Origin of the sequence: Rhizobium sp. Root1334 (assembly GCF_001426665.1) — a bacterium.
Taxonomy (GTDB): Bacteria; Pseudomonadota; Alphaproteobacteria; order Rhizobiales; family Rhizobiaceae; genus Pararhizobium.
The window spans coordinates 1-18,847 of sequence record NZ_LMEY01000029.1 but is presented as its reverse complement, the minus strand read 5'-3'; the positions used below and the strand labels follow the sequence as shown (position 1 = coordinate 18,847).

Genomic DNA, 18,847 nt, shown 5'->3' with positions numbered 1-18,847 from the left:
CTAGCCGTTTGCGGCCGCAGAATTTCACCGCCGCAATTGTCTGTCTCACAACGCCCCGTTCTTCGGTGGTACGACGCCGTTCAAGTGATAATTGCCCACGACATGGGCCTTCCAGCGCACCGGGTCGTGCAGGGTGTGCGTGCGGGCATTGCGCCAGTGGCGGTCGAGATTGAGGCCGATGCGGGTGGCCGATGTTCCTGCGAGTTCGAACAGCGTCGTGGACGCTGAGAGCGCGACTTCGGTCGTCAGGACTTTTGCCGCGGCGACCGAGAGTGTAGCGTCGATGACATTGGCTTCGGTCGCGTCCATTTGGGCGACATCGACCTTGCGGCCAGCCCGCTCGATCAGCCCTGTAGCGGCCTCGATCTTGATTGCGATCTCGCCGATCTTGGCGATGGTCAGCGGATCGTCTGTGGCGCGCTCGACGCCGGAATCTTTCCACGGACGGCTCTGCGTGCGGACGAAATCCAGCGTCTCCGCAAAGGCGGCACGCGCGATACCGAGATCGACACCGGCATGGATGATCTGGCCGACCGAACCGATGGTGGTCGGCCGCTCAAAGCCTTTGTGATGGAAGACAATGACATCGGCATTGACATAGACATTCTTGAAGACGGTGGTGCCGCTGCCGGTGGTGCGCTGGCCAAAGCCATCCCAATCGTCGATGATCTCGATACCCTCGGTGCCCTTGGCGACGAAGGACATGGTTAGCCGATCCTCGGGATCGAGTGCGAACACGGTGATCCAGTCGGCGAAAAGGACGCCGGTCGAATAGAATTTTTCACCGTTGACGCGGTAGCCCGGTCCCTCCGGCGTGATGCGGGTATTGTAATCGGCCACCGTCTTGGTGCCGCGTTCGGAAAGTGCGTTGCCGAAACGGTCGCCCGCCAGCGCACGGCCGAAGAAGTAGCGCTTCTGTTCCTCGCTGCCGTCCACCCGCAAGGCTTCCAGAATGTAGAAATGGTTTTGCGGAATTTGGCCGATCGATGCATCCGCTTCGGACAGGATGGCAGTCACTTCCGCCAGCACCGCATTGGACACATCCAGCCCGCCATATTCGGCGGGAACGGTAATCGCTAGAAGCCCGGACTCGGCGATCGCCTCGAGTTCGTCGTAGGGCAGGGTGCGGTTGGCATCGCGATCGGCGGCTCGGGTGGCGAAATCGGCGGCCAGTGCCCGGGCAGTTTCGATGGCTTCGAAATCGCTGCGGAGGCGACCGGCCGTTTGTTTGACGATTGGCTGATACTGCAGGATGGTTTCCATCGCACGCTCCATTTTTTGTACGGACCATGGGTGGAAGAAGTCGGGCGGAAAGATAAGATTATAATTTCTATAGATCCACTATACTAAGAAAAGTCTTTTCTTAAAGCGGTTTTTGCGCCGCCTTTGGCCTTTGCGCCGACAAGAATTCGGCAATCTTCGTGGCAACAAACACGGCATGGTCGGTCACCTGTGGCAGGCCCATCAACTCGCCGAACGTGCCGCGTGCCAGGGGTCCGGCGATCAGCAGGGACGATGTCACGCCCGCCGCCGGACCAATGGCTTCCGAGTTACGCGTGCAGGAGAGCCCAAGGCCGGTCGGGTCGAGTTCGAGGTAACCGTTGTGCGAAAGCTCGACGAGGAAAGGCTGGCTGGCGAGAATGCCGCCATGGCCGGGGCCGGTGGTGACGACCACGGCGTCATAACTCTTCTCGATGGTGCCGGGACAGCGCCGCAGGTGTAGCGCGCAATGAATCACATCCGCTTCAATCCGGCTTGCCGCAACCGAGCCTGCGAGGATTTCAAGGCGCCCTTCAGCGATCGCCGTATCAAGTGCTGCTTCCACCTGCGGCGCGACGCGGAACCGGTGCACGTCCCAGAACGGCCGCAAATGCCGGACGATGCGCTGTCGTTCTTGCATCGGCAAAACCTGCCACAGTGCCTGTCCCTGTGCGCGGACCTGATCGATGACGCCGTGCCAAGTCCGGCCCCCCAGACCGGCCTGCCAAATTGTGCGGCGGATATTTTTGAGCAATGCCCGCGCCGTAAAGGCCGGTTCCGTGAGAAAGTCGCCGGTGGGGTCCTGCGCCACCGGCGCATGGCCGCGCGAGCGCAGTCCACGCCGTGAAATCGCGGTAATCGGGCCGGTGTGACCCTTCAGCGCGAGAGCTGCGATGACGTCGGCGGAGGTGAGGCCGTTGCCAACGATAAGCACCCGGTCTGATGGCCGGATGGCCGCAAGCGCATTCGCACTGGTTGGGTCGGGAACGAAACGGGGATGGTCTTTCAGCAGGGCGTGAAGCCGGCCCGGCGCCACCGGTGGCGGGTGGCTGGTGGCGATGACGACAATGTCGGCCTTGGTCTGCGTGCCATCGTCGCCGCTGATCCACCAGTGCGCATCCTCGCGCAGGACATGGGCGACGGCGTTGCGTCGATGCTGGATGGCACCGCTGGCAACGAGTGGCTGCAGCATGGCATTGACGTAATCGCCAAACACGCTGCGGCGTGGAAACAGAGCGCCATCCGGCCGCAGGGCATCGACATCGCCGGCTGTTGCCGAATTCGCCGCAATCCAGCGCAGAAAATGATCCGGTTCGTCGCTCAAGAGGCTCATGCGCGCGGCTGGCACGTTGATACGATGGGCAGGTTCGGTCGTATCATAGGCAAGGCCCTTGCCAAGACATTCGCGCGGTTCGAAGACGATGATTTGCGGCGCGCAGGTCTGGTTTGACGACGCGAGATGAAAGGCCGTTGCCGCACCCGACACGCCGCCGCCGATAATGGCGACGACTGGCCGTTGCGATCCCACCGGCGCTTCGCTGGCAGCGGTGCCGGATAATGTCATCGGGTTGACGATCAACTGGTTCATCACACCTCACCGTCGAGCCGTTTGATAGTCTATAGTTTTTATCAATATTATTCGGCGGTCAAGCCTTAAGCATGGTGAGGCAGGCGTTGATCGCGGTCAGGACTTCTCGTCCAGTGCTAGGAGAACACGGGTCAACAATTCTTCTTCGCCGCGAACGCCGTGGCGGTACAATGTCAGCACCAGCGCCGCCACCGGGTCGTTGGCGTCGCTGTCAGGGGCGATATTGCGGGCCGACTTTGCTTTGTCGAAGACACGCTGGCACAACTGCACATGGTTGGGGAGCATTGGTTCATTGCGCCATTTCGTCATGCTTCGTCTCCTGGTGCCAGCTAAGGCGGACCTGCCAATGCCGGACTGCAACAAGGCTTACGCCGCGTTCAGAGTTGCTGCGCGCCCTTGAGCGATACGAGTGACGGTTGATTGTGGCGGTTTTTTATCGTTGTGGATCAGACAGGCGCTGCTTCTGCGGCCGGGTCCATCATCGGCACGGCCGCATTGAGATCGTTGTCGGCATATTTGATGACAAGAATGCTGAGGATCGATCCGACGATAACGAAGACAACGGCGCGCATGGTCATTTGCATTGTGCTTTTTCCTGTTTAAGCTTGCCCGCAAACGTGTGGATCGAAGGCTTGTTCCAAAAGCGGCGGCCGCAAGGTTGGTCCTGATGCGGGCATCAACCCTCCTGGCACCTGGAAAACGATAAATCATCCTTCCCCCATTTGATACTTGGCCGAGCGCTTGCCGGAGGCTTCCGATGCAAATACATCAGATGAATGGAATGAAGGCAGCCGGGGGGTAGTGCGTGCATCACGATATGGCGTTGGTAGCAACCGTCGCAATCAGCTTCGTGCTGGCTGCGGGCTGCGGTTATGTCGCGGATCGGCTCCGCCTGCCGCCATTGGTCGGATATCTCGTTGCCGGTATTCTGATGGGACCCTTTACGCCCGGGTTTACGGCGGATGCCGGCCTTGCCACCCAATTGGCCGAGATCGGCGTCATCCTTCTGATGTTCGGTGTCGGCCTGCATTTCTCTGCTGCCGATCTTATCGCCGTTCGCGGCGTGGCCATCCCCGGCGCCATCGGGCAGATTGCCCTGGCAACGCTTCTGGGAATTGGTCTCAGCACACTCTGGGGTTGGAACCTCGGCGCCGGACTGGTCTTTGGCTTGAGCATCTCGGTTGCCAGTACTGTCGTTCTGCTCAAGGCGCTGGAGGAGCGAAATCTGGTCAACTCGCCGAATGGGCGGGTGGCCATCGGGTGGCTGATCGTCGAGGACCTGGCGATGGTGCTGGCACTCGTTTTACTGCCGATCGTCGCGGAGGTTCTGGGCGCTCAAGGTGCCGCGGCGCACGGAGCAGAAGCGAGCTCTACGCCGGTTGCGCTGACGATCGTGCTGACCCTGGTCAAGCTTGGTGCATTCGCTGTTCTTGCCATTGTTCTTGGGCCACGAATCGTTCCCTGGCTTCTGACGCTGGTTGCCCGCACCGGATCGCGCGAATTGTTCACGCTGACGGTTCTTGCCATTGCGTTGGGCATCGCCTTTGGTTCGGCCACGCTTTTTGGTGTTTCGTTTGCGCTCGGCGCATTTTTTGCCGGCGTGGTCATGAGCGAATCACATCTCAGCCACAGGGCGGCAGCCGATTCGCTGCCGTTGCAGAATGCCTTTTCGGTGTTGTTCTTCGTGTCCGTCGGGATGTTGTTCAGCCCGATGATCCTCATCAATCAGCCGCTTGCAGTCCTCGCCATTGTGGCGTTGATCACGCTTGGAAAATCGCTGATTGCCGCCGCCTTCGTGCTCATGCTGCGCTATCCCCTGTCGATGGCGTTGACCGTGGCGGCGAGCCTGGCGCAAATCGGTGAATTTTCCTTCATCGTCGCCGGTCTCGGCGTCTCCCTGGGCTTGATGTCACAGGAGGGATATGACCTCATCCTGGCAGGCGCCATCCTGTCGATTACCCTCAACGCACTGATTTTCTGGGCTGCGGCAAAGCTGAAGACGGCGCTGAGCGGCGCCATGCCGAACTATGGCCAGCGGAAATTTGCAACACTGAGCCGCGAGCTCGACATCATCAAGGCGCGGACGGAGGAAAAGGAAAGCCAACAGCAGCTGAAGAAACAGCAGCTGGTTCACACTTTCCCGCTGTTTTCCGAAGTCAACGAGCATGCGCTCGAGGAGCTTCTCCTCCTGTTCCGTCCGGCCTCGGCCTCACCGGGCGACAAGGTCATCCGGGTTGGGGAGCGTGGCGATGCCATGTATTTCATCTCGGCCGGTGCTGCCGAGGTCCGCTTGCCGGGCAATGCCATCATGCTGGAAGCCGGCGCATTTTTCGGCGAGATGGCACTTCTCAGCGGCGGATTGCGCACCGCCGACGTGATCGCTGTGGATTTCTGCCAGTTCCTGAAACTCGACCGGCGCGATTTCAATATCTTCATGGCCCGGCACCCGCGGCTGCGTGCCGCCGTCAGCGACATGGCCCGTGAGCGTAAGAAGATGAATGTTCCTGGCAGTCTCAAGAGCGGTGCGGTGGATTGATTGCGAAACGTTGGCCTCGCAGACGACGGGCCAGTGCTGCACTATCCGGTTTTTCCGGTCATCCATCGCTGTAGCGCAATTTTCGGATGAAAAAACCCGAAGAATGGCAAGAAGCGGTGTCGAAAATTGATGTAGACTGCGTCATTGGCCGCAAATCCCGGAGACCGTCATGACTGCTCCACATCCCTCCAAGACTCATATCGGCAATCACAAACTGCATCCCGAAACCCTGATGCTGAATTACGGTTATGACCCGGAGCTCTCCGAGGGCGCGGTCAAGCCACCGGTCTTTCTGACGTCTACATTCGTGTTCAAGTCGGCCGAAGAAGGGCGCGATTTCTTCGATTTCGTTTCCGGCCGCCGCGAGCCGCCTGCGGGGACCGGGGCGGGGCTGGTCTATTCCCGCTTCAATCATCCCAACAGCGAGATTGTTGAGGACCGTCTCGCCGTTTACGAGCGGACGGAAAGCTGCGCGCTGTTTTCCTCCGGCATGTCAGCGATTGCAACGACGCTTCTGGCGTTCGTACGGCCGGGCGACGCCATTCTTCATTCCCAGCCGCTCTACGGTGGAACCGAAACGCTGCTGGCAAAAACCTTTCTCAACATGGGTGTTGCTGCGGTTGGATTTGCCGATGGCGTCAACGAGGCGTCGGTGCAATCGGCGGCTGAAGAGGCGATGACCAAAGGCCGGGTCTCGATGATCCTGATCGAAACGCCGGCCAACCCCACCAACAGCCTTGTCGATGTCGCGATGATCCGCCGGATTGCCGATGCGATCGGCCGCAAGCAGGGGCATACGCCGATCGTCGCCTGCGACAATACCCTGCTTGGCCCGGTCTTCCAGCGGCCAATCGAACATGGCGCCGATATCTCGCTTTATTCGCTGACCAAATATGTCGGTGGTCATTCGGACCTGATCGCGGGTGCGGCTCTCGGTGCCAAGGCGGTGATGAAACAGGTCAAGGCACTGCGCGGCGCCATCGGCACGCAACTCGATCCGCATTCCTGCTGGATGCTTGGCCGGTCTCTTGAGACATTGTCGATTCGCATGGAAAAGGCCAACAACAATGCACTCGAGGTTGCCAATTTCCTGCGCGATCACCCCAAGGTCGAGGGCATTCATTATCTGCCCTATCATGACCCGCAGTCGCCACTTGGCAAGACATTTGCTGCGCAGTGTACCGGCGCTGGCTCGACCTTTTCCTTCGATATCCGCGGTGGCCAGCCTGCATCCTTCAAGTTTCTCAATGCGCTGCAGATCTTCAAGCTCGCCGTCAGTCTCGGTGGCACGGAATCGCTGGCCAGTCATCCGGCCACGATGACCCATTCCGGCGTGCCGCTGGAGGTCCGCCAGCGGATCGGCGTGCTGGAATCGACTATCCGGCTTTCGATCGGTATCGAGCATCCGGATGATCTGATCGCCGACCTGACGATTGCGCTGGATGCAGCCTGACAGAGAGCCCCGTTTTTTTCTTATTTTTCGCTTTGTCTTGAAACGGTTACATTCCCTTGCCATATTGGGCATACGGAATTCGTTTCCAGCGGTTGACCACGGATGTACTGGCAATCGCTGTCGAGACGGGTCGGAGAGGTCGGGTTTTCACCCGGCCTTTTTCTTTGTCCGGATGCTTGCGGATTTCCCGCCGTCTGGTTTGCCTTTCAAGGTGTGTTTACGCTGTCGTTTGTATCTCGCCTTTCGCGGGGATGATCCCACTTGTCATTGCCGATGATATAGACGAACATTTGCCATGGCCGTCCGGCCTGCTGGCCAATCCCCTCGACAGGAGAAAATTATGTCCCTTAAATCTCTGATGGCCGTTGCGGCGCTGGCGCTTTTGGCGCTTTCGGGATGCGCCAGCACCGGCGCGAATAACACGACCTACGCGCAATACCAGGGCTATGGACCGATACCGGACCTCGGTCCCTCTGATGCCGGTGGCGTGCGCATCGGTTACTGACGTTTTTTGAGGTGACGGCTTGCAGGGGCATTGTGGATGCCCCTGCAAGCCGTGCATGACAGTTGATGCGGCGGCGTTGAACAAGGTTTTCCTGTGTGCGCGCCAGCTGAAACTTTACGGCGGGCTTGCTGCACCCCTGTCTGGATTATCGCCGCACTCATTCCGGCGTGCTCTTTTTTGGGCTGTTCAGCGGCGTTGCCATCGTCAGAAACACAGAGTAGCCGTTCTGAACGGTTCTTCACGCCGAGTTCATGGAAATCCTTGATGCGGGCGGAAACAGGTTGATCGGCCACGGCGAAGTTCCAGCCGGTTCGATATCGTCCAAGGCAATGCTGGTGGTCGTGTCCGCGTTTTCCCCAAGTATTGGGCAGGACAAAAGTGGTGATCCCAACTGGATTCGAACCAGTGGCCTCAAGATTAGGAATCTTGCGCTCTATCCTGCTGAGCTATGGGACCAACCTGAAGAACCCTTACAAAAGGTGGGCGTGGAAGCCAAGTGTTTCCGGTGTGGTTTGAGTGGTTTTCTGCGAACTGGGTTTTCTAACGTGTGTGATGCAGGCCGGGGCTGGCGCGGAACGGTTTTCCGATGATAAGCAGGGTGCGGCGAAACGGGGAGGAGACCCGGCCGCGATGGCGCCGCCTTTGACAATGACACCCATAGAGTTTGATCCAGCATGTTCATCGGAATTGATTGGGGCGGCACGAAAATGGAAGTCATCGCGCTCGATCGCGATGGCGCAACACGGGCAAGGCATCGCATCGCCACGCCGACCAGCGGCTATGATGCCTGTATCCGCGCGGTACAGGAGCTTGTCGCAGCCGCCGAGCAGAGCGCTGGCGAAACGGGAACGATCGGTATTGGTATTCCCGGAAGCCTCAATCCGCGCACCGGCATAGTACGCAATTCCAACGCGGTGCTTCTCAATGGCCAGCCGCTGGGGCGCGATCTTGGCGCCGCACTCGGCCGTGAGGTCCGGCTTGCCAACGACGCCAATTGCTTGGCGATCTCGGAAGCTGTCGACGGTGCCGGCAAGGATGCGCATACAGTCTTTGGCGTGATTGTCGGGACCGGCCATGGCGGCGGGCTGGCGATTAACAAGCACGTACATGCCGGTTATCAGGGCATTGCCGCTGAAATTGGCCATTATCCGCTGCCCTGGATGACCAGGGACGAATATCCCGGCCACAAATGCTGGTGCGGCAAACATGGCTGTCTCGACATGTATGCGTGCGGTACCGGGGTAGAGCTGGACTATCGCTTGACCACGGGTACCGACCGGCGCGGTCGCGATATCATTGCCGACAAGCGCAACGGCGAGCCGGTAGCGGCCGCCGTCTACGAGCGTTTCGTCGACCGGCTTGCCCGCAGCCTGGCGCTTCTGACCAATATCGTCGATCCGGATGTGTTCGTGCTGGGTGGCGGCATGTCGAATGTCGATGAGATCTACGACGAATTGCCGGACCTGATCGTCAAATACATCTTCGGCGACAGCTTCGAAACACCGATCCGCAAGGCGGTGCATGGCGACAGTTCCGGCGTGCGCGGTGCCGCCTGGCTCTGGAAGGATTGATGGAGGGATTACGATGATTATCGAGGCGGATCTGGAGCAGATTGCACTGCAGGAACGCGAACTTCAGTTCGACAGTTTCAGCCTGGAAACCGGCTGGGCGCTGGGTTCGCTGCTGCGCGAGATGGCGGTGGAGCGCAAGCTCGGCGTCGTCATCGATGTGACGCTGTTTTCCATGCCGGTATTCTACACGGCGCTGGAAGGCTCGACGCCCGACAATCCGAATTGGGTGCGCCGCAAGCGAAACTGCGTCTTCCGGTTCCTGAAGAGCAGCTATGCGGTGGGCTTGTCGCTCGCCAAGCAAGGCACCGATATCACCACCAAGTTCGGCTTGCCGGATGCGGAATTTGCGCCGCATGGCGGTAGCTTCCCGATCGTCGTCAAGGGTACTGGTTGTATCGGCGCGGTGACTGTTTCGGGCTTGCCGCAGCGTGATGATCACACCATGGTCATCGAAGCGCTGGCCAAACTTCTCGGTAAAAATCTTGGTGAGTTGCAGCTGAGCGAATAAGATTGAACGGATTGATGACAATGGATATTGCCGGTTTTTCCGCAAAACTGAACGCGTGGCTTTCCGAAAAAGCCTTGCCGCTCTGGCGGGACAAGGGTTTTGATGGTGTCGGCGGCGGCTTTGTCGAGACGATCGACATGTCCGGGCAGCCGACGCGGGCCAATCGCCGTTCGCGCGTCCAGCCTCGTCAGGTCTATTGCTTCGCGGAAGCCGGGCGACGTGGTTGGTCCGGCGATTGGCAGACGGTGGCCAGCGATGGCATCGCCTATTTCGATAGGGTCTATCTGCAGCCAAGCGGTTTTTATGGCGCTCTTGCCGACGCCGATGGCACTCTGATCGACGCGTCATTCGATCTCTACAATCAGGCTTTTGCGCTTCTGTCCTTCGCCTATCTGGCGCAGGTCTTTCCTGATCGCAAGGCGGAGATGATCGACCGTAGCAATGCGCTGCACGGCAGGTTGGAAGCGCATTGCAAGCATCCGTCGGCAGGGTTTGAAGAAGACAATCCATCACGCCTGCCGCTTTGCTCCAACCCGCATATGCACCTGTTCGAGGCATGCCTTGCCAGCGAGACGGTGGAGGGCTTCGACACCGTGGCCTGGACCAATCTGGCAGATGAAATCGCCTTTCTCTGCATGGAGCATTTCATCGACCGGGAAACCGGCGCGCTGCGTGAATTCTTCGATCAGGACTGGGCGCCAATGCCTGGTGACAAGGGCCGTATCGTCGAGCCCGGCCACCAGTTCGAATGGGCCTGGCTCTTGCTGCGTTGGGCCGAGCGGCGCGGCAATGCCGATGCACTGGTGAAGGCGCGGCGGTTGTTCGAAATTGGCGAACAATATGGCATTGCCCAGCCACGCGACGTCGCTGTCATGACGCTGCTGGACGATTTCTCCGTCGCCGATCCGATTGCGCGGCTTTGGCCGCAAACGGAGTGGCTGAAGGCCGCTGTTCGTTTTGCGGCGCTGACACAGGGCGAGGAGCGTGAGCGGTATCTGCGGTCTGCCGTTCGCGCCGCTACAGCGTTGCAAGGCTTTCTCGATACGCCGGTCGAGGGGCTTTGGCGTGACAAGCAGAAGGCCGACGGCAGCTTTGTCGACGAACCTGCGCCGGCCAGCAGCTTCTATCACATTCTGTGCGCGGTCTATGAACTGGACGATTGCCTGAAACGACTCTAAGCCAAGATATCTGCACGATTTTTTCAAGCGGCCCGTCTCAAGCAGAGGCGGGCCGTTTCAATTTCGGGGCAATCAAATTTCCAACTGATATATTGACATAAAGATATCTTTATGTGATCTCTGATTTTCAGTTTAATGTCGTTTTCAGAACGGGAGATTTCCCATGTCCGCCATCGATGCCCTTTTCGGCGCCGTTTCACCCCAACCGGATGGATCCGAGGTCATGGCCGCGCTGAAAGCGGCGGCACGTGAACGCATCCTGATCATGGATGGCGCAATGGGCACGGAAATCCAGCAGCTTGGCCTTGGCGAAGATCATTTTCGCGGTGATCGCTTTGTTAGCTGCGAGTGTCATCTGCAGGGCAATAACGACCTTTTGACGCTGACACAGCCGGGCGCGATCGAGGAAATTCACTACAACTACGCCATTGCCGGCGCTGATATCCTTGAGACCAACACGTTCTCTTCCACCTCGATTGCTCAGGCCGATTACGGCATGGAAGCGATGGTCTATGAGCTCAACCGCGATGGAGCGCGTCTTGCCCGGCGCGCCGGTTTGCGCGCGCAACAGGTTGATGGAAAGCGCCGTTTCGTCGCTGGCGCCTTGGGGCCGACTAACCGGACGGCGTCGATCTCCCCTGATGTGAATAACCCAGGGTACCGCGCTGTTTCGTTCGATGACCTGCGCATCGCCTATGCCGAGCAGCTGCGCGGTCTAATCGATGGCGGCACGGATATCGTTCTGATCGAAACCATCTTCGATACGCTGAATGCCAAGGCGGCGATCTTCGCGACGGAAGAAGTCTTCCTCGAGAGAGGTATCCGCCTGCCGGTGATGATTTCCGGCACGATCACCGATCTTTCCGGCCGCACACTGTCGGGCCAGACACCAACAGCCTTCTGGCACTCGGTGCGCCATGCCGATCCCTTCACCATCGGTCTAAACTGCGCGCTCGGGGCCAATGCCATGCGCGCCCATTTGGCCGAGATTTCCAGCGTCGCCGATACCTTCGTCTGCGCCTATCCGAATGCCGGCCTGCCCAACGAATTTGGCCAGTATGATGAAACGCCGGATGAAATGGCGGCCCAGATCGAAGGCTTTGCCCGCGAAGGCCTGGTCAATATCGTCGGAGGCTGCTGTGGTTCGACGCCGGCCCATATCCGGGCGATCGCACAGGCCGTCGCAAAACATGCGCCCCGTGAAATCCCCGACGTGCCGCGACTGATGAAACTCTCCGGTCTGGAGCCGTTCACACTGACCAAGGACATTCCTTTCGTCAATGTCGGCGAACGCACCAACGTCACCGGCTCGGCCAAGTTCCGCAAGTTGATCACCGCCGGAAACTATGCCGAGGCGCTTGATGTCGCCCGCGATCAGGTGGCCAATGGTGCCCAGATCATCGACATCAACATGGACGAGGGCCTGATCGATTCGAAGGAGGCGATGGTCGAGTTTCTCAATCTGATCGCCGCCGAGCCGGATATTGCCCGCGTTCCGGTGATGATCGACTCGTCAAAATGGGAGATCATCGAGGCCGGCCTGAAATGCGTGCAGGGCAAGCCCCTGGTCAACTCCATCTCGATGAAGGAAGGCGAAGATGCCTTTCTGCATCACGCCCGGCTTTGCCGCGCCTATGGCGCCGCCGTCGTGGTCATGGCTTTCGACGAACAGGGGCAGGCGGATACACGGGCCCGCAAGGTCGAGATTTGCACCCGCGCCTACAAGCTGCTGACCGAGCAGGCAGGTTTTGCGCCGGAAGACATTATTTTCGACCCGAACGTCTTTGCGGTCGCGACCGGTATCGAGGAGCACAACAATTACGGCGTTGATTTCATCGAGGCGACGCGCGAGATCATCGATACCCTGCCGCATGTGCATATTTCAGGTGGCGTCTCCAACCTGTCCTTCTCCTTCCGCGGCAACGAGCCGGTGCGCGAGGCGATGCATGCCGTGTTTCTCTACCACGCCATTCAGGCGGGAATGGACATGGGTATCGTCAATGCCGGTCAGCTGGCGGTTTACGACCAGATCGAGCCCGAATTGAAGGAAGCCTGCGAGGACGTCGTCCTCAACCGCCGCGCTGATTCGACCGAGCGCATGCTGGAGCTTGCCGAACGTTTCAAGGGTACGGCAGGCAAGGAAGCCAAGGAGCGGGACCTGAAATGGCGCGAATGGGCTGTTGAAAAGCGGCTGGAGCACGCGCTGGTCAATGGCATCACCGAATTCATCGAGGCCGACACGGAAGAAGCCCGGGAGAATGCCGAGCGGCCGCTGCATGTCATCGAAGGCCCGCTGATGGCCGGCATGAATGTCGTTGGGGATCTGTTCGGCGCAGGAAAAATGTTCCTGCCGCAGGTGGTGAAGTCTGCCCGTGTCATGAAACAGGCTGTTGCCGTCCTGCTGCCCTACATGGAGGCCGAACGGCTGGCCGGTGGCGGCTTGGGCGAGCGCAAGAGCGCCGGCAAGGTGCTGATGGCGACGGTGAAGGGCGATGTGCACGATATCGGCAAGAATATCGTCGGCGTCGTGCTCGCCTGCAACGACTATGAAATCATCGACCTCGGCGTCATGGTGCCCGCGGCAAAAATCCTCGAGATCGCCCGCGAAAAGAACGTCGATATCATCGGCCTTTCCGGTCTGATCACGCCGTCGCTCGATGAGATGGCGCATGTGGCGGCCGAAATGGAGCGCGAGGGATTTGACATCCCGCTGTTGATCGGCGGCGCGACCACCAGCCGTGTTCATACTGCGGTGAAAATCCATCCGCGCTACAATCAGGGTCAGGCGATCTATGTCACCGACGCCAGCCGCGCCGTCGGCGTGGTTTCCAGCCTGCTGTCGCCAGAAATGAAGGGCGGTTACATCGATACCGTCAAGGCTGAGTACAAAAAGGTCGCGGATGCGCATGCCCGCAACGAACTGGAAAAGCAGCGCCTGCCGCTGGCCAAAGCCCGCGCCAATGCCCAGAAAGTCGATTGGGATGCCTATCAGCCGAAGACGCCATCGTTCCTCGGCACCCGGGTCTTCCAGAGCTGGGATCTCGCTGAACTGGCCGATTATATCGACTGGACCCCGTTCTTCCAGACCTGGGAGTTGAAGGGCGTCTATCCAAAGATCCTCGACGACGAACGTCAGGGCGAAGCTGCCCGTGCACTGTTTGCCGATGCGCAGGCGATGCTGGCCAAGGTTATTGCGGAAAAATGGTTCGCCCCAAAAGCGGTCGTCGGCTTCTGGCCGGCCGGCGTGGTCGGTGACGATATCCGCTTGTTCACCGACGAAAGCCGGGCGAAGGAACGCGCGACTTTCTATACCCTGCGCCAGCAGATGACCAAGCGCGACGGCCGCCCGAACGTGGCGCTGTCGGATTTCGTTGCTCCGGTCGATAGCGGCAGGCAGGACTATCTCGGCGGCTTCGTCGTCACGGCCGGTATCGAGGAAGTGGCAATCGCCGAACGCTTCGAACGGGCGAATGACGACTATTCGTCGATCATGGTGAAAGCGTTGGCCGACCGGTTTGCCGAAGCTTTTGCGGAGCGCATGCACGAATATGTGCGCAAGGAGCTCTGGGGCTATGCGGCCGATGAGGCCTTCGATCCCAGTGAACTCGCCGCCGAACCCTATGCGGGTATCCGCCCGGCGCCCGGCTATCCGGCGCAACCGGATCACACGGAAAAGGCAACACTGTTCGATCTGCTGAAGGCTGAAGAGGAAATCGGTGTGACGCTGACCGAAAGCTTTGCCATGTGGCCCGGCTCCTCCGTCTCCGGCATCTACATCGCTCACCCGGAATCCTACTATTTCGGCGTCGCCAAGGTCGAGCGCGATCAGGTCGAAGACTATGCCGACCGCAAGGACATGCCGATTAGCGAAGTCGAACGCTGGCTCGGGCCGATCCTGAACTATGTCCCTGCGCCGAGGGTTGAGGCGGCGGAATAGATGTCGCTTTTCCGGGACATTGTTTGGCCGCTCCTGTTTTGATATAGGAGCGTTCTTCGAATTCCGGATCTTGGAGCATCGGCATGGGGACCGCAAAATCCGCAGATAAGTAAGCCGCAACAACTTTTTCATGTTGTTGCGGCGGTCTGTCGAACCAATTCCAGCTGAAGCTGACAGGCAGACGCCGCCAAATGTACCTCATTTGAGCGGATGTTTTCCCATGTCTACAAAACCCCGTATCTGGGCCTATTCCCTGCCAGCAACGCTGCTGCTGATGGCCCCTTTCGATATTCTCGCCTCTCTGGCGATGGATATCTATCTCCCAGTCGTTCCTGCAATGCCCGGCATCCTCAACACCAGCCCGGCGGTCATTCAGCTGACTCTCAGCCTTTACATGGTCATGCTCGGCGTCGGGCAGATCCTGTTCGGGCCGGTCTCCGATCGCATCGGCCGGCGCCCGGTGCTGATCGGCGGCGCGCTGCTGTTTGCTGCCGCGTCGCTCTGCCTGGCAGCATCGTCGACGGCAGGCGTGTTCGTCCTCTTCCGGTTCCTTCAGGCTGCCGGTGCGTCGGCAGCTCTTGTGGCCACGTTTGCGACTGTTCGCGATGTCTATGCCGACCGCCCGGAAAGCGCCGTCATCTACGGTCTTTTCAGCGCCATGCTGTCCTTCGTGCCGGCTCTTGGCCCGATCGCAGGCGCCGTGATCGCCGATGGATTGGGATGGCGGGCGATCTTCGCTGCGCTTGGTGCAGGCGCCCTCTTGGCACTCGTCCATGCGGTCTTTCGCTGGCACGAAACGCGGCCGGCCTCTTCGGCACCCTCGCGCCGCTCGATCGGGCCGATTTTCAAGAGTTTTGCGTTCTGGACCTATACGCTCGGGTTTAGCGCGGCGATGGGCACGTTCTTCGTGTTCTTCTCCATCGCCCCTCGAGTGCTGATCGACGGTGCGGGCTTTACTGAGCTAACATTCAGTCTGGCTTTCGCGACTGCGGCATGCGCGATGATCATCACCTCGCGCTTCGCCGGGCAATTCGTGGCGAAATGGGGTAATCCCGGTAGCCTCGCAAGAGGCATGGGGATGCTGCTGTTGGGCGCGTTCCTGTTGAGTATTGGTCAAATTTTCGGTTCCGCATCCTTTTTGACCTTCATCGTGCCGATGTGGGTCATGGCGATCGGTATCGTTTTTGCGGTTTCCGTGACTGCAAACGGCGCGCTGAAAGGCTTTGATGATATCGCCGGTTCGGCCGTTGCCGTCTATTTCTGCATCCAGAGCCTGATCACCGGCATTGCCGGAACGCTGGCGGTCGTGGCGCTGCAAGGCGATACAGCATGGCCGCTTGTGGCCTATTCCTCGCTCACGGCTACAGTCGTCTTGGCTGCGCTGGCACGACTTCGCCACCAGCAAACGCCGGTTTAATCGGCCGGGCAGGGTGGCATCTGCTATCCTGCCCTGATCCACGGGCTTGACTTGAGATAGGTGGTCTGTCGGGTGTATTGAACCGGCGCGTCCGGCACAGCCAGCAGCAGAAGGAGTGGTAAGAGTTCATGGCCAAGGACAAACTTGATACGATTGCCCTTCTCAAGGCGATTGCCGATAGCCCGAAGCGCGACAACAGCGCCTATCTTCGGGCAATGGCGGAGGCGCGCCAGGCATTTGAAGACGCGGAGATTGCACTTGGTGGCCCGGTGCGGGTGCGGACCAAGGCCAAGATGAAGCGTAGCGGCGAGTATACCGTGAAATGGACATTCAAGCGTCTTGATTGAAACGCTGAAGAAAAAAGGCCTCTCGTGTGGGCGTAATCATCGCGCTATTATTTTTTTGTTCTAGGTATGGCACAAAAGCACTGTTTGAAACGTTTCCTCTTGGAAAGGCAAAATGGTGATTCAAATGAAGATGTTCGCAATCATTGGTCTGTCGCTGGCCACCGCCTTTTCAAGCGTTGTGCCGGCACAGGCATTCCCATCCGCTGAACGCCCGAAGATCCAGGTTTCGGATGTTCAACAGGTCGAATCCTACCGTAGTTCGTGGGGTATCGGCCGCTATGGCGGCAATCGCGGCCCCTACATCCGGCGCCACTACCGCAATGGTGGCTACTATGGAAATCGGCGCTATTACCGTGACTACGGCAATTATCGGCGCTACCATGACTATGACGACAACTTCGGCGCAGCGTTTGGTGGTCTGGCTGCCGGGGCGATTATCGGCGGCATTCTCGCACAACCGAGATACTATGACGGTGGGCGGCGCTATTATCGGACCGGCGGTTCGCACGCAGATTGGTGTTATGCGCGCTATCGCTCGTATCGGGCTTATGACAATACGTTCCAGCCGTATAACGGTAGCCGGCGTCAATGCATATCGCCATACTAGTGCAGGTTGAAGCGGTTAATCAGCTCAGCGAAGGGCAGGGCTTGCAATAGCCCTGCCGATTTGCAAATCCCGCGTCCGTATCTGGACGGCGAGCACCTCATTCCTTGATGTACCAGCCCCACGGCTCATCGCTGTTGAAACGGGTGATCTGCTTGGTTTCAAGATAGTTCGACAGTCCCCAATGGCCGAGCTCGCGGCCGATGCCGGATTGTTTGTAGCCGCCCCAAGGGGCTTCGACGAAGGTCGGCTGAGAACAGTTGACCCAGACGATACCGGCGTGAAAGGCTTCGGCGACGCGTTCGGCGCGGATGACATCCTTCGACATCACCGCAGCGGCAAGCCCGAAGCGGCTGTCATTGGCCATGCGGATGGCGTCGTCCTCGTCCTTGAACGGCTTGACGCAGACGACCGGCCCGAAAATCTCCTCCTTCCAGACATAGCTGTCTTCGCTCATGTCGGTCAGCACCGTCGGCTCAAGGAAATAACCGCTGTTGAGACCCGCCGGCCGGGCGCCGCCATAGGCAACCGTGGCGCCATCGATACGGGCGCGGTCTATGGCCGAGACGATCTTGTCATATTGGCCCTTGGAGACAATCGGCCCGAGTAGCGTTCCACCCTCCATGCCGTTGCCGATCTTGATCCTGGCTGCTTCCTCGCACAGGCGCGAAACGACGGCATCATAGATTTCCGCCTCGACCAGTACGCGCGAGGTGGCAGAACAGACCTGGCCCTGGTTCCAGAAAATGCCGAACATGATCCATTCGACGGCCTTTTCGATATCGCTGTCGGCAAAGATGACAAAGGGCGATTTGCCGCCAAGTTCGAGGCTGACGGTCTTGATGTCCTGCGCACCGGCCATCATCACCTTGCGGCCGGTGGCGACCGAGCCGGTAAAGGCAAGCTTGTCGACCAGCGGATGCTCAGTCAGCGGCTCACCGGCCTGAAGGCCCGTGCCGGTGACGATGTTGAGCACGCCGGCCGGGAGATCTACTTCCTCGGCAATCACGCCGAGTTCAAGCGCGGTAAGCGGTGTGAGTTCCGAGGGCTTCAGCACCATTGTGCAACCGGCGGCAAGGGCCGGCGCAACTTTCCAGGAGGCCATCAAGAGCGGATAATTCCACGGCGTGATGGCGCCGACGACGCCGAGCGGTTCGTGCACCACCCGCGAGGAAAAGCGCGGCTCGCTGAGCGGGATCGTTTCCTCCGGATGCTGATCCAGTTCTTCAGCGAGACCGGCATAATAGGTAAAACAGCCGGCGACGTCGTCGATATCCCACAGGGCTTCTGGTAATGGCTTGCCATTGTCGGCGACTTCGAGTTTCGCCAGGAACTCGCGCTTTTTGGTGATCCTGGCGGCGATGGCGCGCAGGTAGGCGGCGCGCTCGGTGCCGGTGAATTTTGGCCACGGGCCGGAATCGAATGCGTAGCGGGCAGCTTTGACGGCCTTGTCGATATCGCCGCTGGTCCCGGCGGGGGCCTTGTGAATGACCTGTTCGGTGGCGGGATCGATGACATCCAGAGTGCCGCCCTTCTCGGGCCTTACCCACGCGCCGTCGATGTAAAGCCTGTCCTGCATGTCGCCGTCCTTCTTCAAATCGGATCAAGTATCGCCTTGTTGGCTGTCGCCACGTCGGCAGCATTTTTCATCGCCGCAGAATTGGCTGAGAGTGTATCGCGCAGGTTGGAATTGTCGAGCAGGCCGGTAATGGGCGCGGCCAACCGTCCAGCGGTAATGGTCGAATTTTCCGCCGCTGCCGGCATCTTCGGCGCACCGTTCCGTGACGGTGCTTTATGCGCCTTTCATACACCAACCGTGCAATTGGCAATTTTACCCGTTTGGGAAAGATTTTGGCTGTTGGATTCCGGGTATTTTTGGTGGATTTTGTGGGTTGTTTTGGTTGTTTATGAAATATCTCATATAAATCAGTTAGTTATAAGAA

Annotated in this window: 17 protein-coding genes and 1 tRNA gene; 11 read left to right on the top strand and 7 right to left on the bottom strand. The window is 59.2% G+C overall.

Annotated elements, in window-relative coordinates; all coding sequences use genetic code 11:
• Nucleotides 1–45: 45 nt before the first annotated feature.
• From ASD36_RS25020 to ASD36_RS30825, 4 genes are all read right to left on the bottom strand, one after another.
• Nucleotides 46–1,263, bottom strand: coding sequence for an SfnB family sulfur acquisition oxidoreductase (locus ASD36_RS25020; protein WP_060502813.1), 1,218 nt, complete (start codon nt 1,261–1,263; stop codon nt 46–48).
• A gap of 100 nt (nt 1,264–1,363) precedes the next feature.
• Nucleotides 1,364–2,824 (bottom strand): FAD/NAD(P)-binding protein, encoded by a 1,461-nt coding sequence (locus ASD36_RS25015; protein WP_060502883.1) that lies wholly within the window; start codon nt 2,822–2,824, stop codon nt 1,364–1,366.
• A 120-nt stretch (nt 2,825–2,944) separates the two neighbouring features.
• Complete coding sequence (locus tag ASD36_RS25010; RefSeq protein ID WP_060502814.1) at nt 2,945–3,157, bottom strand: hypothetical protein; 213 nt, start codon at nt 3,155–3,157, stop codon at nt 2,945–2,947.
• A 137-nt stretch (nt 3,158–3,294) separates the two neighbouring features.
• A complete protein-coding gene (locus tag ASD36_RS30825; protein WP_156393919.1) occupies nt 3,295–3,432 on the bottom strand; it encodes a hypothetical protein in 138 nt (45 codons plus the stop codon).
• Nucleotides 3,433–3,653: 221 nt separating this feature from the next.
• Here ASD36_RS30825 and ASD36_RS25005 point away from each other — a divergent pair, with 221 nt between their 5' ends.
• The 3 genes from ASD36_RS25005 to ASD36_RS31065 all read left to right on the top strand — a co-directional run bounded on the left by ASD36_RS25005 (nt 3,654) and on the right by ASD36_RS31065 (nt 7,342).
• Nucleotides 3,654–5,384, top strand: a complete 1,731-nt coding sequence (locus ASD36_RS25005; protein ID WP_060512019.1) for a cation:proton antiporter — start codon at nt 3,654–3,656, stop codon at nt 5,382–5,384.
• A gap of 169 nt (nt 5,385–5,553) precedes the next feature.
• Nucleotides 5,554–6,837, top strand: coding sequence for a cystathionine gamma-synthase family protein (locus ASD36_RS25000; protein WP_060502816.1), 1,284 nt, complete (start codon nt 5,554–5,556; stop codon nt 6,835–6,837).
• Nucleotides 6,838–7,177: 340 nt separating this feature from the next.
• On the top strand, nt 7,178–7,342 hold the full coding sequence (locus ASD36_RS31065; protein WP_164491974.1) for a hypothetical protein: 165 nt from the start codon (nt 7,178–7,180) through the stop codon (nt 7,340–7,342).
• Here ASD36_RS31065 and ASD36_RS30820 read toward each other — a convergent pair.
• Complete coding sequence (locus ASD36_RS30820; RefSeq protein ID WP_156393918.1) at nt 7,336–7,635, bottom strand: hypothetical protein; 300 nt, start codon at nt 7,633–7,635, stop codon at nt 7,336–7,338. The two genes, ASD36_RS31065 and ASD36_RS30820, sit on opposite strands and share 7 nt — an antisense overlap.
• An 86-nt stretch (nt 7,636–7,721) precedes the next feature.
• Nucleotides 7,722–7,798, bottom strand: a tRNA-Arg gene (locus ASD36_RS24995).
• 218 nt (nt 7,799–8,016) lie between these two features.
• On the opposite strand from ASD36_RS24995, the gene ASD36_RS24990 reads away from it, so the two are divergent.
• The 7 genes from ASD36_RS24990 (at nt 8,017) to ASD36_RS24960 (ending at nt 16,907) form a co-directional block, all read left to right on the top strand.
• Nucleotides 8,017–8,913, top strand: coding sequence for an ROK family protein (locus ASD36_RS24990; RefSeq protein WP_060502817.1), 897 nt, complete (start codon nt 8,017–8,019; stop codon nt 8,911–8,913).
• 13 nt (nt 8,914–8,926) lie between these two features.
• Entirely contained in the window at nt 8,927–9,421 is a 495-nt protein-coding gene (locus tag ASD36_RS24985) for a heme-degrading domain-containing protein (RefSeq protein WP_060502818.1), read from the top strand.
• A 20-nt stretch (nt 9,422–9,441) separates the two neighbouring features.
• Nucleotides 9,442–10,599: an AGE family epimerase/isomerase gene (locus ASD36_RS24980; RefSeq protein ID WP_060502884.1), complete on the top strand. Its 1,158-nt coding sequence runs from the start codon at nt 9,442–9,444 to the stop codon at nt 10,597–10,599.
• Between the two features lie 163 nt (nt 10,600–10,762).
• Complete coding sequence (gene metH / locus ASD36_RS24975; RefSeq protein ID WP_060502819.1) at nt 10,763–14,536, top strand: methionine synthase; 3,774 nt, start codon at nt 10,763–10,765, stop codon at nt 14,534–14,536.
• Between the two features lie 220 nt (nt 14,537–14,756).
• The gene (cml, locus tag ASD36_RS24970) at nt 14,757–15,953 is read left to right on the top strand and encodes a CmlA/FloR family chloramphenicol efflux MFS transporter (protein WP_060502820.1); all 1,197 of its coding nucleotides are present in this window, start codon (nt 14,757–14,759) and stop codon (nt 15,951–15,953) included.
• Nucleotides 15,954–16,081: 128 nt separating this feature from the next.
• On the top strand, nt 16,082–16,300 hold the full coding sequence (locus tag ASD36_RS24965) for a hypothetical protein (protein ID WP_060502821.1): 219 nt from the start codon (nt 16,082–16,084) through the stop codon (nt 16,298–16,300).
• 124 nt (nt 16,301–16,424) lie between these two features.
• Complete coding sequence (locus tag ASD36_RS24960) at nt 16,425–16,907, top strand: BA14K family protein (protein ID WP_060502885.1); 483 nt, start codon at nt 16,425–16,427, stop codon at nt 16,905–16,907.
• 97 nt (nt 16,908–17,004) lie between these two features.
• Here ASD36_RS24960 and ASD36_RS24955 read toward each other — a convergent pair whose 3' ends face one another.
• Nucleotides 17,005–18,483: an aldehyde dehydrogenase family protein gene (locus tag ASD36_RS24955; RefSeq protein WP_060502886.1), complete on the bottom strand. Its 1,479-nt coding sequence runs from the start codon at nt 18,481–18,483 to the stop codon at nt 17,005–17,007.
• Between the two features lie 36 nt (nt 18,484–18,519).
• Here ASD36_RS24955 and ASD36_RS31185 point away from each other — a divergent pair.
• Nucleotides 18,520–18,847 (top strand): hypothetical protein (locus tag ASD36_RS31185; RefSeq protein ID WP_210173795.1); only part of this gene is annotated, 328 nt, incomplete at its 3' end.